Raw genomic sequence first — 16,016 nt, 5'->3', positions numbered from 1 at the left:
GCTGTTCCTTGCTTTACCCTGATATTTGGTTAGACAAAGAGAGACCTTGTCATGCATGCGCAATCGACGGAGACGTCCCCTGAAGCACAACGACAACTTCATAAATTTGGCGGCAGCAGCTTAGCGTCGCCCGCCTGCTATCGTCGGGTTGTCGATGTATTGACCGCCCACGCGGGCCGCCAAGATTTGATTGTGGTCTCCGCGGCAGGCAAAACCACCAACCAATTAATTGCTTATCTGGCTCAGCTCAACAAAGACGGTCGCCTCGCCCATGAAACGCTACAGACCTTGCGCGGCTTTCAGCAAGATTTAATTGAAAATCTTATTGATGGTGAAGACAAGCAGCGCCTTGTCGATGCCTTGTATGCTGACATCGCCACGATTGCGACCTTGGGAGAGGGCTCGCTGACTGACGCAGATAAGGCGCGTATTCAAGGGTTTGGCGAGGTATGGTCGGCCCGCTTACTGGCGAGCTTGCTTAGCCAGCACCAGCAACCCGCTGTAATGTTGGACTCACGTCTGTGTCTACGTGCAGAGCGAGCAGCGCAGCCAGAAGTTGATCGGGGAGCGTCTTGGCCATTGCTGAACAACCAGTTATCCCAATATGCCCACACCCAAGTGGTGATCACGGGCTTTATGGCACAAAACCAAGCGGGAGAAACCGTGCTGCTTGGCCGCAATGGCTCCGACTACTCGGCAACCATTTTAGGTGCCTTGGCCGGGGTGAGTCGGGTGACGATTTGGAGTGACGTGGCTGGAGTGTACAGTGCTGACCCGCGTCATGTCGATAATGCCTGTTTGTTACCTTTGATTCGATTGGATGAGGCGGCTGAGCTGGCACGTCTTGCTGCCCCTGTGCTCCATAGCCGCACCTTACAGCCGGTGGCGCAGAGTGCCACCGATCTTACCTTACGCTGTACGCATGCACCTGACAGTGGCTCAACCCGTATCGAACGTGTGCTCGCCTCTGGGCGTGGTGCAAAGATCATTACGGCGCTAGATGATGTCTGTCTGTTGCAGTTTGATGTCGCACGCGGCCTCGACTTTCAGGCGTTTAAGCAGGAGCTAAGCCGCACTCTGACTCAGCTCAAGCTGCAACCTCTGGCTGTCGATTACCGTGATGACCAGCATCGCATTCAATTGGCATTCAGTGCAGAAGTGATCGATACCGTGATGGCACAGATTCAGGATGCGGGCCTGTCTGCGGAATTGCGTTTGCGTGAGGGCTTTAGCATGGTGGCGGCAGTGGGGGCCGGTGTGGTCAATAACCCCGTCCATTGCCACGGCTTTTACCAACAGCTGAAAGCACACCCTGTCGAGTTTATGAGTGAGTCGGCGTCTGGGCTTAGCTTAGTTGCGATTTTGCGTCAAATGCAGACCCAAGCCTTGGTGGCGGGGATGCACGATGCGCTGTTTCAGGCTCAGCGCCGCATCGGTTTGGTGTTAGTGGGAAAAGGTAACATTGGTACCCGCTGGCTCAGCCTCTTTGCCGAGCAAAAAACAGCGTTGGAGAAGCGCCATGGTAAAGGGGTCTCATTGATCTCTGTGGTGGATAGTCGCAACCAATGGCTGGATTTTGCCGGTATCGATCCTAGCCGTGTGTTAGACGGATTCGATGACAAAAGCGAGCCGTATTTTGATGACGAGTGGCTTACCCGCCTGCTCAATCATCCCTATGACGATGTGATTGTGCTGGATGTCACTGCCAGTGCATCACTCGCATACTTGTATCCGCGCCTTGCCGAACATGGCTTTCATTTGATTTCGGCGAATAAAGAAGCGGGGGCGGCACCGGCAGAGCAATATCATGCTATTCAGCAGGCCTTTGCCAAAACTGGACGGCATTGGCTCTACAACGCGACCGTCGGGGCGGGATTACCCATTAACTACGCGGTACAAGATTTACAGGAAAGTGGCGATCAGATCCTAGCTTTATCCGGCATTTTCTCCGGCACACTCTCGTGGCTATTTTTACAATTTAGCGGCGAGGTTCCGTTTAGTGTGCTGCTTGAGCAAGCTTGGCAGCAAGGGTTAACCGAGCCTGATCCGCGTGAAGATCTCTCCGGCGCGGATGTGGTGCGCAAGCTGGTGATATTAGCGCGTGAGGCCGGTATGGCGTTAGAGCCGGAACAAGTGAAAGTGGAGTCGTTAGTGCCAGAGGCGCTGCAAGCGCTTTCTTTGGACGGTTTTTTAGATAACGCCAGCCAAATGGATGAGGTGCTGCATGAACGCTTAATGAAAGCACAACGCGACCGCTCGGTGCTACGTTATGTGGCGCGTTTAGACGGCCAAGGTAAAGCGCAAGTCAGCTTAGAAACTCTGCCGATTGAGCACCCGCTGGCGCATCTACTGCCGTGTGACAATGTCTTTGCGATTGAGAGCCAATGGTATCGCGAAAATCCATTGGTCATTCGTGGCCCCGGCGCGGGGCGTGATGTCACCGCAGGCGCGATTCAATCCGATCTTAACCGTTTGATTGGACGTCTCCACTAGCTAGCGCATTTATATTCCACGTTGACTAGGCTGCTCAATGATGCGTTGAGCAGCCTTTTTTCTGCCACGCATCGACGGCTTTTCCACCATACTGATCCTGACGGCCTGATTCATAACGTTATGAGTTTTTTTCATTAATGTATCGTTGACATTCTCGCCGGATAACGCCAATCTTTAGACATATGGACGTCTAAACGTATAAATCAAAACACACATCATCGCACACACCATATTGGTTGCAGGGAGAGGGTATGAGCTACACGCACGCGGGCCACATTGATGCACTGAATCAGAACATTGCTGACCTAAATGGCGACATTAACGTCTCATTTGAGTTTTTTCCGCCGAGTACCCCAACCATGGAGGAGACACTTTGGAACTCCGTGCATCGCTTAAAAGCGCTCAAACCTAAATTTATGTCAGTGACCTACGGCGCCAATTCAGGCGAGCGCGATCGCACCCACGACATTGTGAAAAGTATTCATGAACAAACGGGTATCGCCGCGGCGCCACATTTGACCTGCATTGACGCCAGTGAAGACGAGCTGCGTCATATCGCCCGCGACTATTGGCAAAACGGCATTCGTGACATTGTGGCGTTGCGTGGTGACTTACCCTCGCCAGAGAAAAAGCCCGATATGTATGCGGTTGATTTGGTGCGCTTGCTCAAAGAAGAGCATGATTTTGATATTTCGGTCGCCGCTTATCCCGAAGTGCACCCAGAAGCGAAAAGCGCCCAAGCGGATTTAATTAACCTCAAGCGCAAAGTGGATGCGGGAGCCAGCCGGGCGATTACCCAGTTTTTCTTCGATGTCGAAAGCTATTTGCGCTTTCGTGATCGTTGTGTGGCGACGGGCATTGATGTCGAAATTGTGCCGGGGATTTTGCCGGTCTCCAACTTTAAGCAGGCGTCGCGCTTTGCCAAGGTGACCAATGTGCGCGTGCCGCAATGGATGCACAAACAATACCAAGGCCTAGAGGATGATCCTGTTACGCGTCAGATGGTTGGGGCCTCGATTGCGATCGACATGGTGCGTGTCCTCAGTCGGGAAGGGGTGAAGGATTTCCATTTCTACACCTTGAATCGTGCCGAGCTCACCTATGCTTTGTGCCATACCTTGGGCGTGCGTCCGCTTGCCGCTGTCTCATAAAAAAACGCCCACAATGGGGCGTTTTGAGGTTGCGTGTTGTGTGGTTTGCAATTTATGCCGAGCAAGGTTCGTGAGGCGCTAGCATAGTCAATTCGTCGCGTACCTCCTGTGCCCAAGCAAGCCAAGCGCGGCGTTGATGAATGGTACGACGCAAGGCTAAACGCAGCAGGCGCTGCTGATTGGTAAGCGGGCTGGCTTGACCAAATTCGCGTTGCTCAATCATGGCGTAATGGTTGAGGAGTTGCTGCGATTCGGCAATTAACTGATTAACATGATCCAGCATAGGGGACGGGTCGAGCACCTCACAGCTCAACAGACGTGCGACATACTCATCCCGTTCGGGGGCAAGTTTTGGCTCACTAAGTAGCCAAGTTTGCAACATGTCAGTGCCGACCGGCGTAATGGCATAGACCTTGCGATCGGGCTTACCCATCTGTGGCTCCAAGCGGCAGCTCACCGCCCCTTTTTCTGCGAGCTTGGTAAGCTCGCGATACACTTGCTGATGGCTGGCTTTCCATACATAGCTAATGCTAGTGGAAAACGCCTTGGTAATATCGTAACCCGTGGCCTCGCAGTTGCTTAGCACCGTCAGTATTACATGGGGTAGTGACATCTCTTCTATCCACAATTAGTCGTACAACAATAGGTCGGCCCGGAATGCGATAACCTTCTTTGGGTTATTTCGCCAAACTCAAGGCCTGCTCAAGGTCGGCAATGATGTCATCAATATGCTCAATGCCGACACAAAGACGGATCATTTCTGGTGTGACGCCGGCTGCGGCCTGCTCCTGCTCGTTTAACTGACGATGAGTGGTCGAAGCAGGATGACACGCGAGCGACTTGGCATCGCCAATGTTCACCAGACGTTTAAATAAATTCAGTGCATCGTAAAAGCGCACACCCTCATCAAAGCCACCTTTTAAGCCAAACGACAACAGTGACGCGGGCAATCCACCGCGGATCAGCGTTTGGGCGCGCGAATAATGCGGATGCGTTTCAAGGCCTGCATAGTTCACCCACGCCACGGCGGGGTGATTGGCTAAGTAATCGGCCACGGCTTTGGCGTTCTCGCAATGGCGCTCCATACGCAGGCTCAAGGTTTCTAACCCTTGCATCAACATAAAAGCGTTCATCGGCGAGAGTGCCGCGCCACTGTTACGTAGCGGCACCGTACGTGCGCGGGCAATAAATGCGGCTGGGCCAAACGTCTCACTATAAACCACGCCGTGATAGGCAGGCTCCGGTTGTGAGAATTGCGGGAATCGGGCTTGATGTGCTACCCAGTCAAAGGTGCCGCCATCGACAATCATACCGCCAAGGGTGGTGCCATGACCGCCAATGTACTTGGTGAGTGAGTGCACCACGATATCGGCCCCATGCTCAATCGGTTTACACAAAACCGGTGTGGCCACGGTATTATCGACCACCAACGGAACCCCATGCGCATGGGCAACCTTGGCTAAGCCTTCAATGTCGGCGATATTGCCGGCCGGGTTACCAATCGACTCGCAATAGACTGCTTTGGTGTTGTCATCAATCAGCGCCTCAATCGCACTGGCGTCGTCACTCGCGGCAAAACGCACATCGATGCCTTGCTCGGGGAGCATGTGGGCAAACAAGGTATAGGTGCCACCGTAAAGCTGTGGTGTGGCGACGATGTTATCACCGGCTTTGGCGAGGGTTTGAATCGCATAGGTGATGGCCGCCGCACCGGCACTGACACACAGTCCGGCAATACCGCCTTCTAATGCCGCCACCCGTTGCTCCAACACGTCGTTGGTCGGGTTCATTATCCGTGAGTAGATATTGCCCGGCACATCAAGATTAAACAGGTCAGCACCATGTTGCGCATTGTCAAACTCGTAAGCGACGGTTTGATAGATGGGCGTTGCCACCGATTTGGTGGTGGGGTCGGTCTGGTAGCCGTGATGAATCGAGAGGGTTTCGTCTTTCATGGCAATTCCTTTGCGTTGTTGGGTCGCGTCAGTGCGACCTTCAATAGTAATAATATTATCAATGCAACAGCAAGCATTAGCTGCGGCTTTGCATAAAAAAGTCTGTGGTCAGGATTCCCTCAGCGTCGTTCATGTGCCAAGACAAAAAAGCCGCACCCTAGGGTACGGCTCTACTATCAAGGATTAACCGGTATTGCGCAGCCCCGCGGCAATCCCCGCAATGGAAATCATCAAGGCATCGTCGAGTGACTGATCGCCTTGTTCCGATTGCCGTGTACGGTATAACAGCTCGGCTTGCAGCATATTGAGCGGCTCAACATAAATATTACGTAAGCGAATCGCTTCAGCGCCCCATGGGTTTTGCTCCATCAGGTTGTCGCTATTTTCCACTGCCAGCACAACCTGAATATCTTGGCGCAATTGCTCTCGCAAGGATTCACCTAACGGCCAAAGGCTCTCATCGACCAAGCGCTGATCATAGTACTTGGCAATGTCTAGGTTGGTTTTGGTAAACACCATTTCTAGCATGCCAAGGCGGGTGGAGAAAAATGGCCATTCGCGGCACATTTCTTCCAGCTGGGCTTTATGGCCTTTTGAAATGGCGTGATCGATAGCTTGTCCCGCCCCCAGCCAAGCTGGCAGCAATAATCGGTTTTGACTCCAGGCGAAAATCCAAGGAATCGCCCGTAAGCTTTCCACACCACCGTTGGGGTTACGTTTGGACGGGCGCGATCCCAGTGGTAGCTTGCCTAACTCAAGCTCCGGCGTGGTAGAGCGGAAGTAAGGCACAAATTGCTCATGGCCGCGTACCACATCACGGTAGGCTTGGCATGAGATGTCACTTAAGGTGTCCATCAGCTGACGCCATTCTTGCTTAGGCTCTGGTGGTGGCAGCAAGTTCGCTTCCAAAATGGCGCTGGTATAAAGGTTTAAGCTGTTGACGGCGACGTCAGGCAGACCCAACTTAAAGCGGATCATCTCGCCTTGTTCGGTCACCCGCAAACCGCCTTTTAAGCTGCGCGGAGGTTGTGAGAGCAATGCCGCATGCGCGGGGGCACCACCGCGACCTACGGTGCCGCCACGACCGTGGAAAAGTACCAAGTCAACGCCTTGGTCATCGCACAAATTGACCAGCGCTTCCATGGCGCGATATTGCGCCCACCCGGCGGCCATCACTCCAGCGTCTTTGGCCGAATCCGAGTAACCGATCATCACCATTTGGAAGTTCTGGGTAAAGCCTCGGTACCAATCAATGGCCAGCAGCTCACCAATCACTGCCTCGGCATTGTTTAAATCGTCCAAGGTTTCGAATAGCGGACACACATCCATGCGGAATGGACAACCGGCTTCTTGCAGCAATAGGTGGACAGCCAGCACGTCGGAGGCGGTACGTGCCATCGAAATGACGTAGGCACCCAAGGCTTCACGCGGCTGCTCGGCAATCACTCGACAAGTGTCGATCACCTCTTGGACGTCAGGTGACGGTGACCAATCACGTGGCAACAACGGACGCTTAGACGCCAGCTCGCGGGTTAAGAAGGCTTGCTTGTCTTGCTCGCTCCATTGGGCGTAATCGCCCATCCCCAAATAACGGGTCACTTCTGAGAGCACATCGGCATGGCGGGTACTTTCTTGGCGAATATCGAGTTTGATCAAGTGCACGCCAAAGCATTGCACGCAGCGGAGCAAGTCAAGCAATTTGCCGTCGGCAATAATGCCCATGCCACATTGATGGAGCGATTGGTAACACGCCAGTAAAGGCTGCCACAATTGCTGGGTGTCGGTCAGGATCCCTTGTGAGGAGGCGCGTTCGCCTTTCAGTTTGGCGTCCAAATAGCTCAAAGTGTGAGTTAGCTGACTGCGCAAGGTTTTGAGGATGGCGCGATACGGTTCGTGTGCCTCGCCGGCCATCTCACGCACAGTGTCATCACACTGGGTCATCGACAGTTCACTGATCAAATCTTGCACATCGCGCAAATACAAATCCGCTGCTTTCCAGCGTGATAACAGCATCACTTCACGGGTAACCTCACTGGTAACATAGGGGTTACCGTCACGGTCGCCGCCCATCCACGAGGAAATTTGTACCGGTTTGGCATCAATGGGCAAGTTGATGTCGAGGTGGCTTTCAAGCTGCTGATCAAACTGGCGTAAAAACGCCGGAACTGCTTGCCACAGTGAATTTTCAATCACCGCAAAGCCCCACTTGGCTTCGTCAAGCGGAGTTGGTCGCTCTTGGCGAATCACATCGGTGTGCCATGCTTGTGCAATCAACTGCTCAAGACGTTTCTCCGTTTTGGCACGCTCTGCCGCCCCCAAATGTTCACTGAGCTCTAACTTCGATAAGCACTTATTAATCTGCACCAAGTTATGAATGGTGGTACGGCGTGCGATTTCGGTTGGGTGAGCGGTCAGGACTAACTCAATTTTTAAATCGGCGATCGCTTGTTGCGCGTCATTGGCATTAATCTCACCTTGGCTGACACGGCGGAGTAAATCGTCGATAGCATCCGGGCTGCACTCCAGCGCGTCGCATTGACGCGAGACGGTGTGATATTGCTCGGCGATATTAGTCAGATTCAAAAATTGGCTAAAGGCGCGGGCGACCGGAAGCAGTTGGTCAGCCGGCAAGTTTTGCAGCACGGTTTTCAGCTTAGCATGATCATCCTGATTGCCAGCGGCAGCCGATTTTGAGAGCTGACGAATTTCCTCAACTTTTTCTAAGAGTGCTGGACCATGGGCATCTTGGATAGTGTTACCCAGCAGACGGCCAAGCATACTGACATTGCTTTTTAAGGCAGAGTACTTTTCGTTCATAGCGTATCCATTCTGTAACAAAGTTACATCCTACTGTGACTGTAAAGAACCAATCTAGCGAATATTGCGCGATCGGGTCAACTTAACCGCAAATTAGCGCGAAAACTGGCCGCCGGATTTGATGCTTATCATAGAGCTACCCCAAAAGCTGAAAAAAAGTTTCAGCTTTCAGGTTTGCCATCCTCCCGAGGGCTTCTCCGCGCCCGCCGTATCGCGACTTTCTCGTGAATGGCAGTAGTGTTATTTGCATGGTTAGATGGAATTATTGCTCCAATATGAATGAATAGACATTAAAAGTGATTTTTTACGCTTTTTGGGGTTGACGGCCAAACGGGAATACGATAAAAAATAAACATTCACTATTTATGAATAAAAATATTTTTGAGAGCTGACCATGATGCCACTCGCTGCCAAACACAACGCCCTTTCTGCTCGACGACGCTAGCCTGCCTTGCGTGGCTATCGGCTACGCCCTCGATATTCTGCTGCCCCGCAGCACGCCTTAAACACCTATAAAGAGAGACACCCATGACACTTAACACCATTATTGTCGGTGCCAGTGGCTACACAGGAGCCGAGCTTGTCGCCCTTGTCCATCGCCATCCGCAATTGCACTTGGCCGGTTTATATGTCTCGGCAGGCAGTGAAGACGCTAATCGTCCTGTGAGCGCGTTGCACGGTCAACTGCGTGGCGTGGTGGATATGCCACTGATGCCGTTGTCCTCGCCACAGGATGTCGCCAAGCAAGCCGATGTGGTGTTTTTAGCCACCGCGCACGCGGTCAGTCATGAATTGGCGCCGGTTTTTCTGGCTCAAGGTTGCGTGGTGTTTGATTTGTCGGGGGCGTATCGGGTCAATCAAGCTGATTTTTACCCGGCCAATTACGGCTTTTCGCATCAGTCACCGACATGGCTTGAGCAAGCCGTGTATGGCTTGGCGGAGTGGCAACAGGAAGCATTATCGGCAGCGCAGCTGGTCGCCGTGCCGGGATGTTATCCCACCGCCAGTCAGTTAGCGCTCAAACCCGTGCTGGATGCAGGCTTGTTGGATAAACAAATGTGGCCGGTGATCAATGCCACCAGCGGCGTGACGGGCGCGGGGCGCAAAGCGAGTCTGACCAACAGTTTTTGCGAAGTGAGCCTGCATGCCTACGGGGTGTTTTCTCATCGTCATCAGCCAGAGATTGCCGCACACCTAGATACGCCGGTGATTTTCACCCCGCACCTTGGCAGCTACAAACGCGGCATTCTTGCCACCATTACCGCCAAATTAGCGCCAGGTGTTAGTGAGGCGGAGGTGGGGCAGGCACTGACCCAGGCTTACCAAGAGGCGCCGCTGGTACGGGTGCTCCCAGCCGGTGAGGTGGCCAAGCTACAAGCGGTGCAGTACACCGGCTTTTGCGACATAGGCTATCAGGCCGCGCATGGGCATCTGATCCTCACCAGTGCGATTGATAACTTACTGAAAGGCGCGGCCAGCCAAGCCGTGCAGTGTTTAAACCTTAAGTTTGGCTTTGCCGAAACCACAGCGATTGTCTAGGAGAAACGGATGAAAACGCCATTAGTGATCAAGTTAGGCGGCGCGGCACTGAGCTGCAGCGAGACCCTCGCCAAGGTTTTCGGCGCGATGAACACTTATCGCAGTGAGGCTGAGCGTCCACTAGTGCTGGTGCACGGTGGCGGCTACTTGGTCGATGAGCTGCTGAAAAAGCTCGCCCTCACCAGTGTGAAAAAACAAGGCTTGCGGGTCACGCCGGTCGACCAGATTGACTATGTCACCGGTGCCTTAGCAGGGACGGCGAATAAGCTGCTACTCGCCGAAGCGCGTAAGGCGAAGATTAAAAGCTGTGGTTTGAGCTTGGCCGATGGCGGCTTGTGTCAGGTCAGCCAGCTGGACCCTGAGCTAGGTGCAGTAGGGGAAGCCAGCGCCGGTGATCCTAGCCTGTTGCAGGCGGTATTGGCCGCGGATTGTGTCCCCATTATTAGCTCGATTGGCATCAGTGACCAAGGTGAGCTGATGAACGTCAATGCCGACCAAGCGGCGGTAGCGGTGGCAACCACGCTCGGGGCGGAGCTGGTGTTGCTGTCGGATGTCAGCGGCGTGTTAGACGGCAAAGGGCACTTGCTGCCTTGCCTGACCGAGTTAGATGCGCAGCACTTGATGGAAAAAGGCGTGATCACCGATGGCATGGTGGTCAAGGTCAACGCGGCGTTTGCCGCCGCCCGCGAACTGGGTAAACCGGTGGAGATTGCCACCTGGCGTTACCCAGAAAAACTCACTCAATTATTCGATGGCCAGCAAATCGGCACTCGGTTTAGCGCCAGTTAATAAGACGTATAACGACGCGACGAAACCGTCGACCCGTCACATCAGGATTTAAGGAGAGCAAGATGAGCAAGGTAAATAAAGTTGTACTGGCCTATTCGGGTGGATTGGATACCTCGGCCATCATTCCATGGCTAAAAGAAAATTATGACTGTGAGGTGGTGGCCTTTGTTGCCGACGTCGGTCAAGGCGAACAAGAGCTCGAAGGTATTGAGCAAAAAGCGCTCGCCTCTGGGGCATCACAGTGTTTTATCGCCGATCTGAAACACGAAATGGTGGCGGAGTATATTTACCCTAGCCTGAAAACCGGTGCGGTGTATGAGGGCAAATACCTTCTAGGTACCTCGATGGCGCGTCCGATCATTGCCAAAGCGCAGGTCGAGTGCGCCCTAGAGGTTGGAGCGGATGCACTTTGCCACGGCTGTACCGGCAAGGGGAACGATCAGGTTCGTTTTGAGAGCACCTTCTCTGCGCTGGCGCCGCAACTGAAAGTGATTGCGCCGTGGCGGGAGTGGGATCTCACCAGTCGTGAAGCCTTGCTCGATTACTTGGCCGCCCGTGATATTCCCTGCACGGCGAGCCTTGAGAAAATTTATTCACGTGATGCCAACGCTTGGCACGTCTCAACCGAAGGCGGTGTACTGGAAGACACTTGGACGGCGGCTAACCAAGATTGCTGGGTATGGACAGTGGCGCCGGAAGAGGCACCCAATACGCCCGAGTTTGTTACCTTAGGGGTGCAAAGCGGGGAAGTGGTCTCAGTCGATGGTGAGTCCATGTCGCCTTATGACGTGCTGACGCTGCTGAACGACAAAGGTGCCGCCCACGGGGTAGGACGGATTGATATTGTTGAGAACCGTTTGGTGGGAATGAAGTCCCGCGGCTGCTATGAAACCCCGGGGGGCACCATCATTATGGAAGCACTGCGTGGTGTTGAGCAATTGGTGCTGGATAAAGAGAGTTATCAGTTCCGTGAGGAGCTCGGTTTAAAAGCGTCTCACCTGATTTATGATGGTCGTTGGTTTACCCCGCTTTGCCAGTCTATTCTTGCCGCGGCCAATTCTCTTGCCGCGCCGGTAACGGGTGAGGTGGTGATCAAACTCTATAAAGGCCAAGCGACAGTGGTCCAAAAGCGTTCAACCAATAGTTTGTACTCGGAAGACTTTGCCACCTTTGGTGATGACGATGTCTACGATCACAGCCATGCCGAAGGCTTTATTCGTTTGTATTCGCTGTCGAGCCGGATTCGGGCGCTGAACAAACAAAAACAATCCTAATTAGAAAAGCATCGTGAGCAGTAAGGAGAGACAGCATGGCATTATGGGGCGGACGCTTTAGTCAAGCAGCAGACAAACGGTTTCAAGCGTTTAATGATTCACTGCGCTTTGACTATCGCCTAGCAGAGCAAGACATTGTGGGCTCCATTGCTTGGTCGAAAGCCTTGCGTTCAGTGGGCGTGCTGAGTGATGACGAGCAACAGCAATTGGAGCTCGCGCTCAATGAACTCAAGTTGTCGGTGATGGAAAACCCCAAGCAAATCCTAAGCTCTGAGGCCGAGGATATTCACAGCTGGGTTGAGCAGCAACTGATCGATAAAGTCGGGGATTTGGGCAAAAAGCTTCACACCGGACGCTCACGCAACGATCAGGTTGCCACGGATCTCAAACTCTGGTGTCGCCAGCAAGGCCAGCAAATCTTGCTGTCTCTCGACAAGCTTCAGCAGCAGCTGGTGGATGTGGCCAGTCAGCACCATGATACCGTGCTGCCCGGCTACACCCACTTGCAGCGTGCTCAGCCAGTGACCTTTGCCCATTGGTGTTTGGCCTATCTGGAGATGTTTGAGCGCGACACCACCCGCTTACAAGACGCGCTTACTCGTCTGGATACCTGCCCGTTAGGCTCCGGTGCGCTGGCGGGTACCGCGTACCCGATTGACCGCGATGCCTTGGCACAACAACTGGGCTTCGAGCGGGCCACCCGTAATAGCCTTGACTCAGTCTCGGACCGTGATCATGTGATGGAAATGCTGTCTGCGGCGTCAATTTCGATGCTGCATTTATCACGGATGGCTGAAGATATGATCTTCTATAACTCGGGCGAGTCTGGGTTTATCGAGCTGGCCGATACGGTGACATCAGGCTCCTCGCTGATGCCACAAAAGAAAAACCCCGATGCGCTAGAGCTTATTCGCGGCAAAACCGGCCGCGTGTATGGCACCTTGTCGGCGATGATGATGACGGTCAAAGCCTTGCCACTGGCTTATAACAAGGATATGCAAGAAGACAAGGAAGGGCTCTTCGATGCGATGGACACGTGGCATGACTGCTTAGATATGGCCGCGTTGTGTTTTGAAGGGATCACCATCCACAAAGACAAAACCTTGCAGGCGGCGCAGCAAGGGCATGCCAATGCCACCGAGCTCGCGGATTACTTGGTGAGTAAAGGGATCCCGTTCCGTGAAGCGCACCATATTGTGGGCGTGGCGGTGGTGTCTGCCATTGAACAAGGTTGTGCATTGGAAGCACTGCCGCTTGCCACCTTGCAGCAATTCTCACCGGTCATTGAAGACGATGTGTATGCCATGCTCACGATTGAATCCTGCTTGGCTCAACGTCGTGCACTCGGTGGGGTCGCGCCCGAGCAGGTTAGCTTTGCTATTCAAGAAGCACAAAAGCGTTTAGATAAGCGCTTTACCCCTAAAGTCACGGTGCGCTCGGCAAGGCTCACCGACCTCGATACCATCGAAGGCATGGTGGTGTATTGGGCGAAGTTGGGGGAGAACTTACCTCGAGACCGCCATGAATTGGTGCGCAATATTGGCCTGTTTGCGGTCTCTGAGCATCAAGGGGATTTGACCGGCTGCGGCTCGCTGTATATTTACGACTCAGGGCTGGCAGAAATTCGCTCCTTAGGGGTCGAAGCAGGCTGGCAGCGCCAAGGTCACGGTACCGCATTGATGATGCACTTGATTGAAAAAGCCAAGCAAATGGCGATCGAGCAAGTCTTTGTCCTCACCCGGGTGCCCGAGTTTTTCACCCAATTAGACTTTACCCCAGTGTCGAAATCGCAACTGCCTGAGAAAGTGATGAAAGATTGTGAAATCTGTCCGCGCTTTCACGCCTGTGACGAAGTGGCTCTGACCTATAACATTGCTGGGCCGGCGACAATCTCAACCTTCTCTGCATTGGAGTAGGGTGACACTGTCTATCGCGTGACGGCGTCCGTGTCGTTATTGCGTCTCCCTAAGGCTGCGAGTGGATTAAACCGCAGCCTTTTCACCTGCCTCTGTCATAAAAACTTCATCAAATTGAGTGGCTTACAAACTGTTACATTGTACGGTTTGTCACAGAAGCGTCACGCGCAATGACCATCATGCCCGCGTTTTCTCGTTGATGATGGAGATTTTGTGGTGAAAACAACCGTGACGGCCGCAGTGGCCTCAGCCTTATTAGCAGCAACTGCACAGGCGGCAGTGCCTCAACAAAACGATGTATGGTACCAAGACGCACAAGCCGCCTTGGCGGCCGCTAAAGCGAACCCACCAATTACGGGCAAAGCCAAAAACGTGATCCTCTTTGTCGGTGATGGCATGAGTGTGGGGACAATCACAGCGGCGCGGATTTATCAGGGCCAGCAGCAAGGACAAACCGGTGAGGAAAACCGCCTTGGCATGGAAAGCCTGCCGCATGTTGCATTAGCAAAAACCTATAACACTGACATGCAAACGCCTGACTCGGCTGGGACCGCCACCGCGATGGTCACTGGGGTGAAAACCAAAGCCGGGGTTATTAGTGTTGACGATAATGTCCAGCGTGGTTTTTGCAGTACCGCCAAGGGTAACGAAGCGAAAACCTTATTTGAAATGGCGGGCGAGAAGGGCAAGGCGCTGGGCTTGATCTCAACCGCTCGTTTGACCCATGCCACCCCAGCTACCACCTACGCCCACAGTGCGGATCGCAATTGGGAAAACGATAGCAAGTTACCCAACATTGCCAAAAACCAAGGCTGTACCGATATCGCCAGTCAGTTTGTCGACTTTGATGCTGGTGAGGGATTTCAGGTGGCTTTCGGTGGCGGACGGCGTGAATTTATTCCTGCCGATAGCGTCGATCCTGAGGGCAAAAAGGGTAAGCGTAAAGATGGACGCAACCTGATTGAGGCATGGCAAACCCGTCACCCTGATGGTCAATACATTTTCGATAAATCCGGTTTTGATGCCATCGATCCGGCGACCACCTCACGCGTGTTTGGTTTGTTTGAAAGCAGCCACATGAAATACGAAGCGGATCGCCGTGAAAGCCAAGATGAGCCATCATTGGCGGACATGACCAGCAAGGCGATCGATATGCTTAGCCGCAACAAAGACGGCTATGTGATGATGGTGGAAGCTGGACGTATCGACCATGCTCACCATGCGGGCAACGCTGCGCGAGCGTTAGAAGATACGTTGGCTTACGACGATGCCATTAAAGTGGCCTTAGCGAAAACCAACCCAGAAGATACCCTGATTATTGTCACCGCCGACCATGCCCACACTATGGTGATGAACGGCTATGCGGAGCGGGGCAATCCTATTCTCGGTTTGTCACGTCAAAAAGGGCGCTTGAATCAGGATGATTTTGGTAAAACCTATACCACCATCACCTATGGCAACGGCCCGGGGGCGGTCAAAGGTGAGCGTGAAAACTTGCAAGAAGGGCAGGTGCGTGAGCTGGATTACAAACAGCAATCCTTGATTAAGCTCGGCTCGGAAACCCACTCCGGTGAAGATGTGGCCATCATGGCTCGTGGGCCGATGGCGTGGTTATTCCAAGGTGCCGTGGAGCAAAACTATATTTTCCATGTGATTAACGAAGCCACGGACCTGGCCGATTAATCGTCGTGATGGCTGGATGACCCGCGCTCTGGCGCGGGTTTTTTATTGCGCCGAAACGGGTAAATCACCACATGCAGGGTGAGTAGCACACTGGCACTACCGGCGGCGAATAACAAGGCAATCGACTCCACTTGCCGTGGCGTGTCGGAATAGCCCCACCACCAGAGTGGCCAAAGTAGCACGCACATGGCGGCCAGTTGTTTCATACAACGGGTACAGCGTCCCAGTTTTTGTTGCCAAATCGCGGACTGACAGTATTTGCAAGCCATGCGTTTCTCTTGGTCGGTAGTAGCGATAGCTTATTGTGGCGCAGTGGGCCGCCGGATACAAAAAAGCCCTCCAATCAGGAGGGCAAAAAGGTAAGCAAGTGCTTGGGGAAGCAACAGGCAGCGCCTGTAA

General features: G+C 53.4%; 11 protein-coding genes. 7 read left to right on the top strand and 4 right to left on the bottom strand.

Annotated features, from left to right (window positions below):
* Nucleotides 1–51: 51 nt before the first annotated feature.
* Both E8E00_RS12500 and metF read left to right on the top strand, forming a co-directional pair.
* Entirely contained in the window at nucleotides 52–2,493 is a 2,442-nt protein-coding gene (locus E8E00_RS12500) for a bifunctional aspartate kinase/homoserine dehydrogenase II (protein WP_096630599.1), read from the top strand.
* Nucleotides 2,494–2,744: 251 nt separating this feature from the next.
* Entirely contained in the window at nucleotides 2,745–3,644 is a 900-nt protein-coding gene (gene metF / locus E8E00_RS12495) for a methylenetetrahydrofolate reductase (protein ID WP_096630602.1), read from the top strand.
* 52 nt (nucleotides 3,645–3,696) lie between these two features.
* On the opposite strand, the gene E8E00_RS12490 is transcribed toward metF, so the two are convergent.
* From E8E00_RS12490 to ppc, 3 genes are all read right to left on the bottom strand, one after another.
* Entirely contained in the window at nucleotides 3,697–4,257 is a 561-nt protein-coding gene (locus tag E8E00_RS12490) for a PadR family transcriptional regulator (protein ID WP_096630604.1), read from the bottom strand.
* A 64-nt stretch (nucleotides 4,258–4,321) separates the two neighbouring features.
* Nucleotides 4,322–5,599, bottom strand: a complete 1,278-nt coding sequence (locus tag E8E00_RS12485) for an O-acetylhomoserine aminocarboxypropyltransferase/cysteine synthase family protein (protein WP_096630606.1) — start codon at nucleotides 5,597–5,599, stop codon at nucleotides 4,322–4,324.
* A 183-nt stretch (nucleotides 5,600–5,782) separates the two neighbouring features.
* Nucleotides 5,783–8,416 (bottom strand): phosphoenolpyruvate carboxylase, encoded by a 2,634-nt coding sequence (gene ppc, locus E8E00_RS12480; protein WP_096630608.1) that lies wholly within the window; start codon nucleotides 8,414–8,416, stop codon nucleotides 5,783–5,785.
* Between the two features lie 528 nt (nucleotides 8,417–8,944).
* Here ppc and argC point away from each other — a divergent pair.
* The 5 genes from argC to E8E00_RS12455 all read left to right on the top strand — a co-directional run bounded on the left by argC (nucleotide 8,945) and on the right by E8E00_RS12455 (nucleotide 15,617).
* The gene (argC, locus tag E8E00_RS12475) at nucleotides 8,945–9,955 is read left to right on the top strand and encodes an N-acetyl-gamma-glutamyl-phosphate reductase (RefSeq protein WP_096630610.1); all 1,011 of its coding nucleotides are present in this window, start codon (nucleotides 8,945–8,947) and stop codon (nucleotides 9,953–9,955) included.
* Nucleotides 9,956–9,964: 9 nt separating this feature from the next.
* Nucleotides 9,965–10,744, top strand: a complete 780-nt coding sequence (argB, locus tag E8E00_RS12470; protein ID WP_077771941.1) for an acetylglutamate kinase — start codon at nucleotides 9,965–9,967, stop codon at nucleotides 10,742–10,744.
* A 62-nt stretch (nucleotides 10,745–10,806) separates the two neighbouring features.
* Nucleotides 10,807–12,018, top strand: coding sequence for an argininosuccinate synthase (locus E8E00_RS12465; RefSeq protein ID WP_096630612.1), 1,212 nt, complete (start codon nucleotides 10,807–10,809; stop codon nucleotides 12,016–12,018).
* Nucleotides 12,019–12,053: 35 nt separating this feature from the next.
* Nucleotides 12,054–13,934 carry an argininosuccinate lyase gene (gene argH, locus E8E00_RS12460; protein ID WP_096630614.1) on the top strand — a complete coding sequence of 627 codons (1,881 nt, stop codon included), beginning with the start codon at nucleotides 12,054–12,056 and terminating at the stop codon, nucleotides 13,932–13,934.
* A 213-nt stretch (nucleotides 13,935–14,147) separates the two neighbouring features.
* Nucleotides 14,148–15,617, top strand: coding sequence for an alkaline phosphatase (locus tag E8E00_RS12455; protein ID WP_069589861.1), 1,470 nt, complete (start codon nucleotides 14,148–14,150; stop codon nucleotides 15,615–15,617).
* Here the strand turns inward: E8E00_RS12455 and E8E00_RS12450 are convergent.
* Nucleotides 15,614–15,886: a DUF3624 domain-containing protein gene (locus E8E00_RS12450; RefSeq protein ID WP_096630616.1), complete on the bottom strand. Its 273-nt coding sequence runs from the start codon at nucleotides 15,884–15,886 to the stop codon at nucleotides 15,614–15,616. The two genes, E8E00_RS12455 and E8E00_RS12450, sit on opposite strands and share 4 nt — an antisense overlap.
* Nucleotides 15,887–16,016 lie beyond the last annotated feature (130 nt).

This window comes from Salinivibrio sp. YCSC6 (assembly GCF_004916735.1).
Lineage (GTDB): Bacteria > Pseudomonadota > Gammaproteobacteria > Enterobacterales > Vibrionaceae > Salinivibrio > Salinivibrio proteolyticus.
The sequence above is the reverse complement of the archived record's forward strand: the minus strand, read 5'-3'. Positions and strand labels throughout refer to the sequence as shown.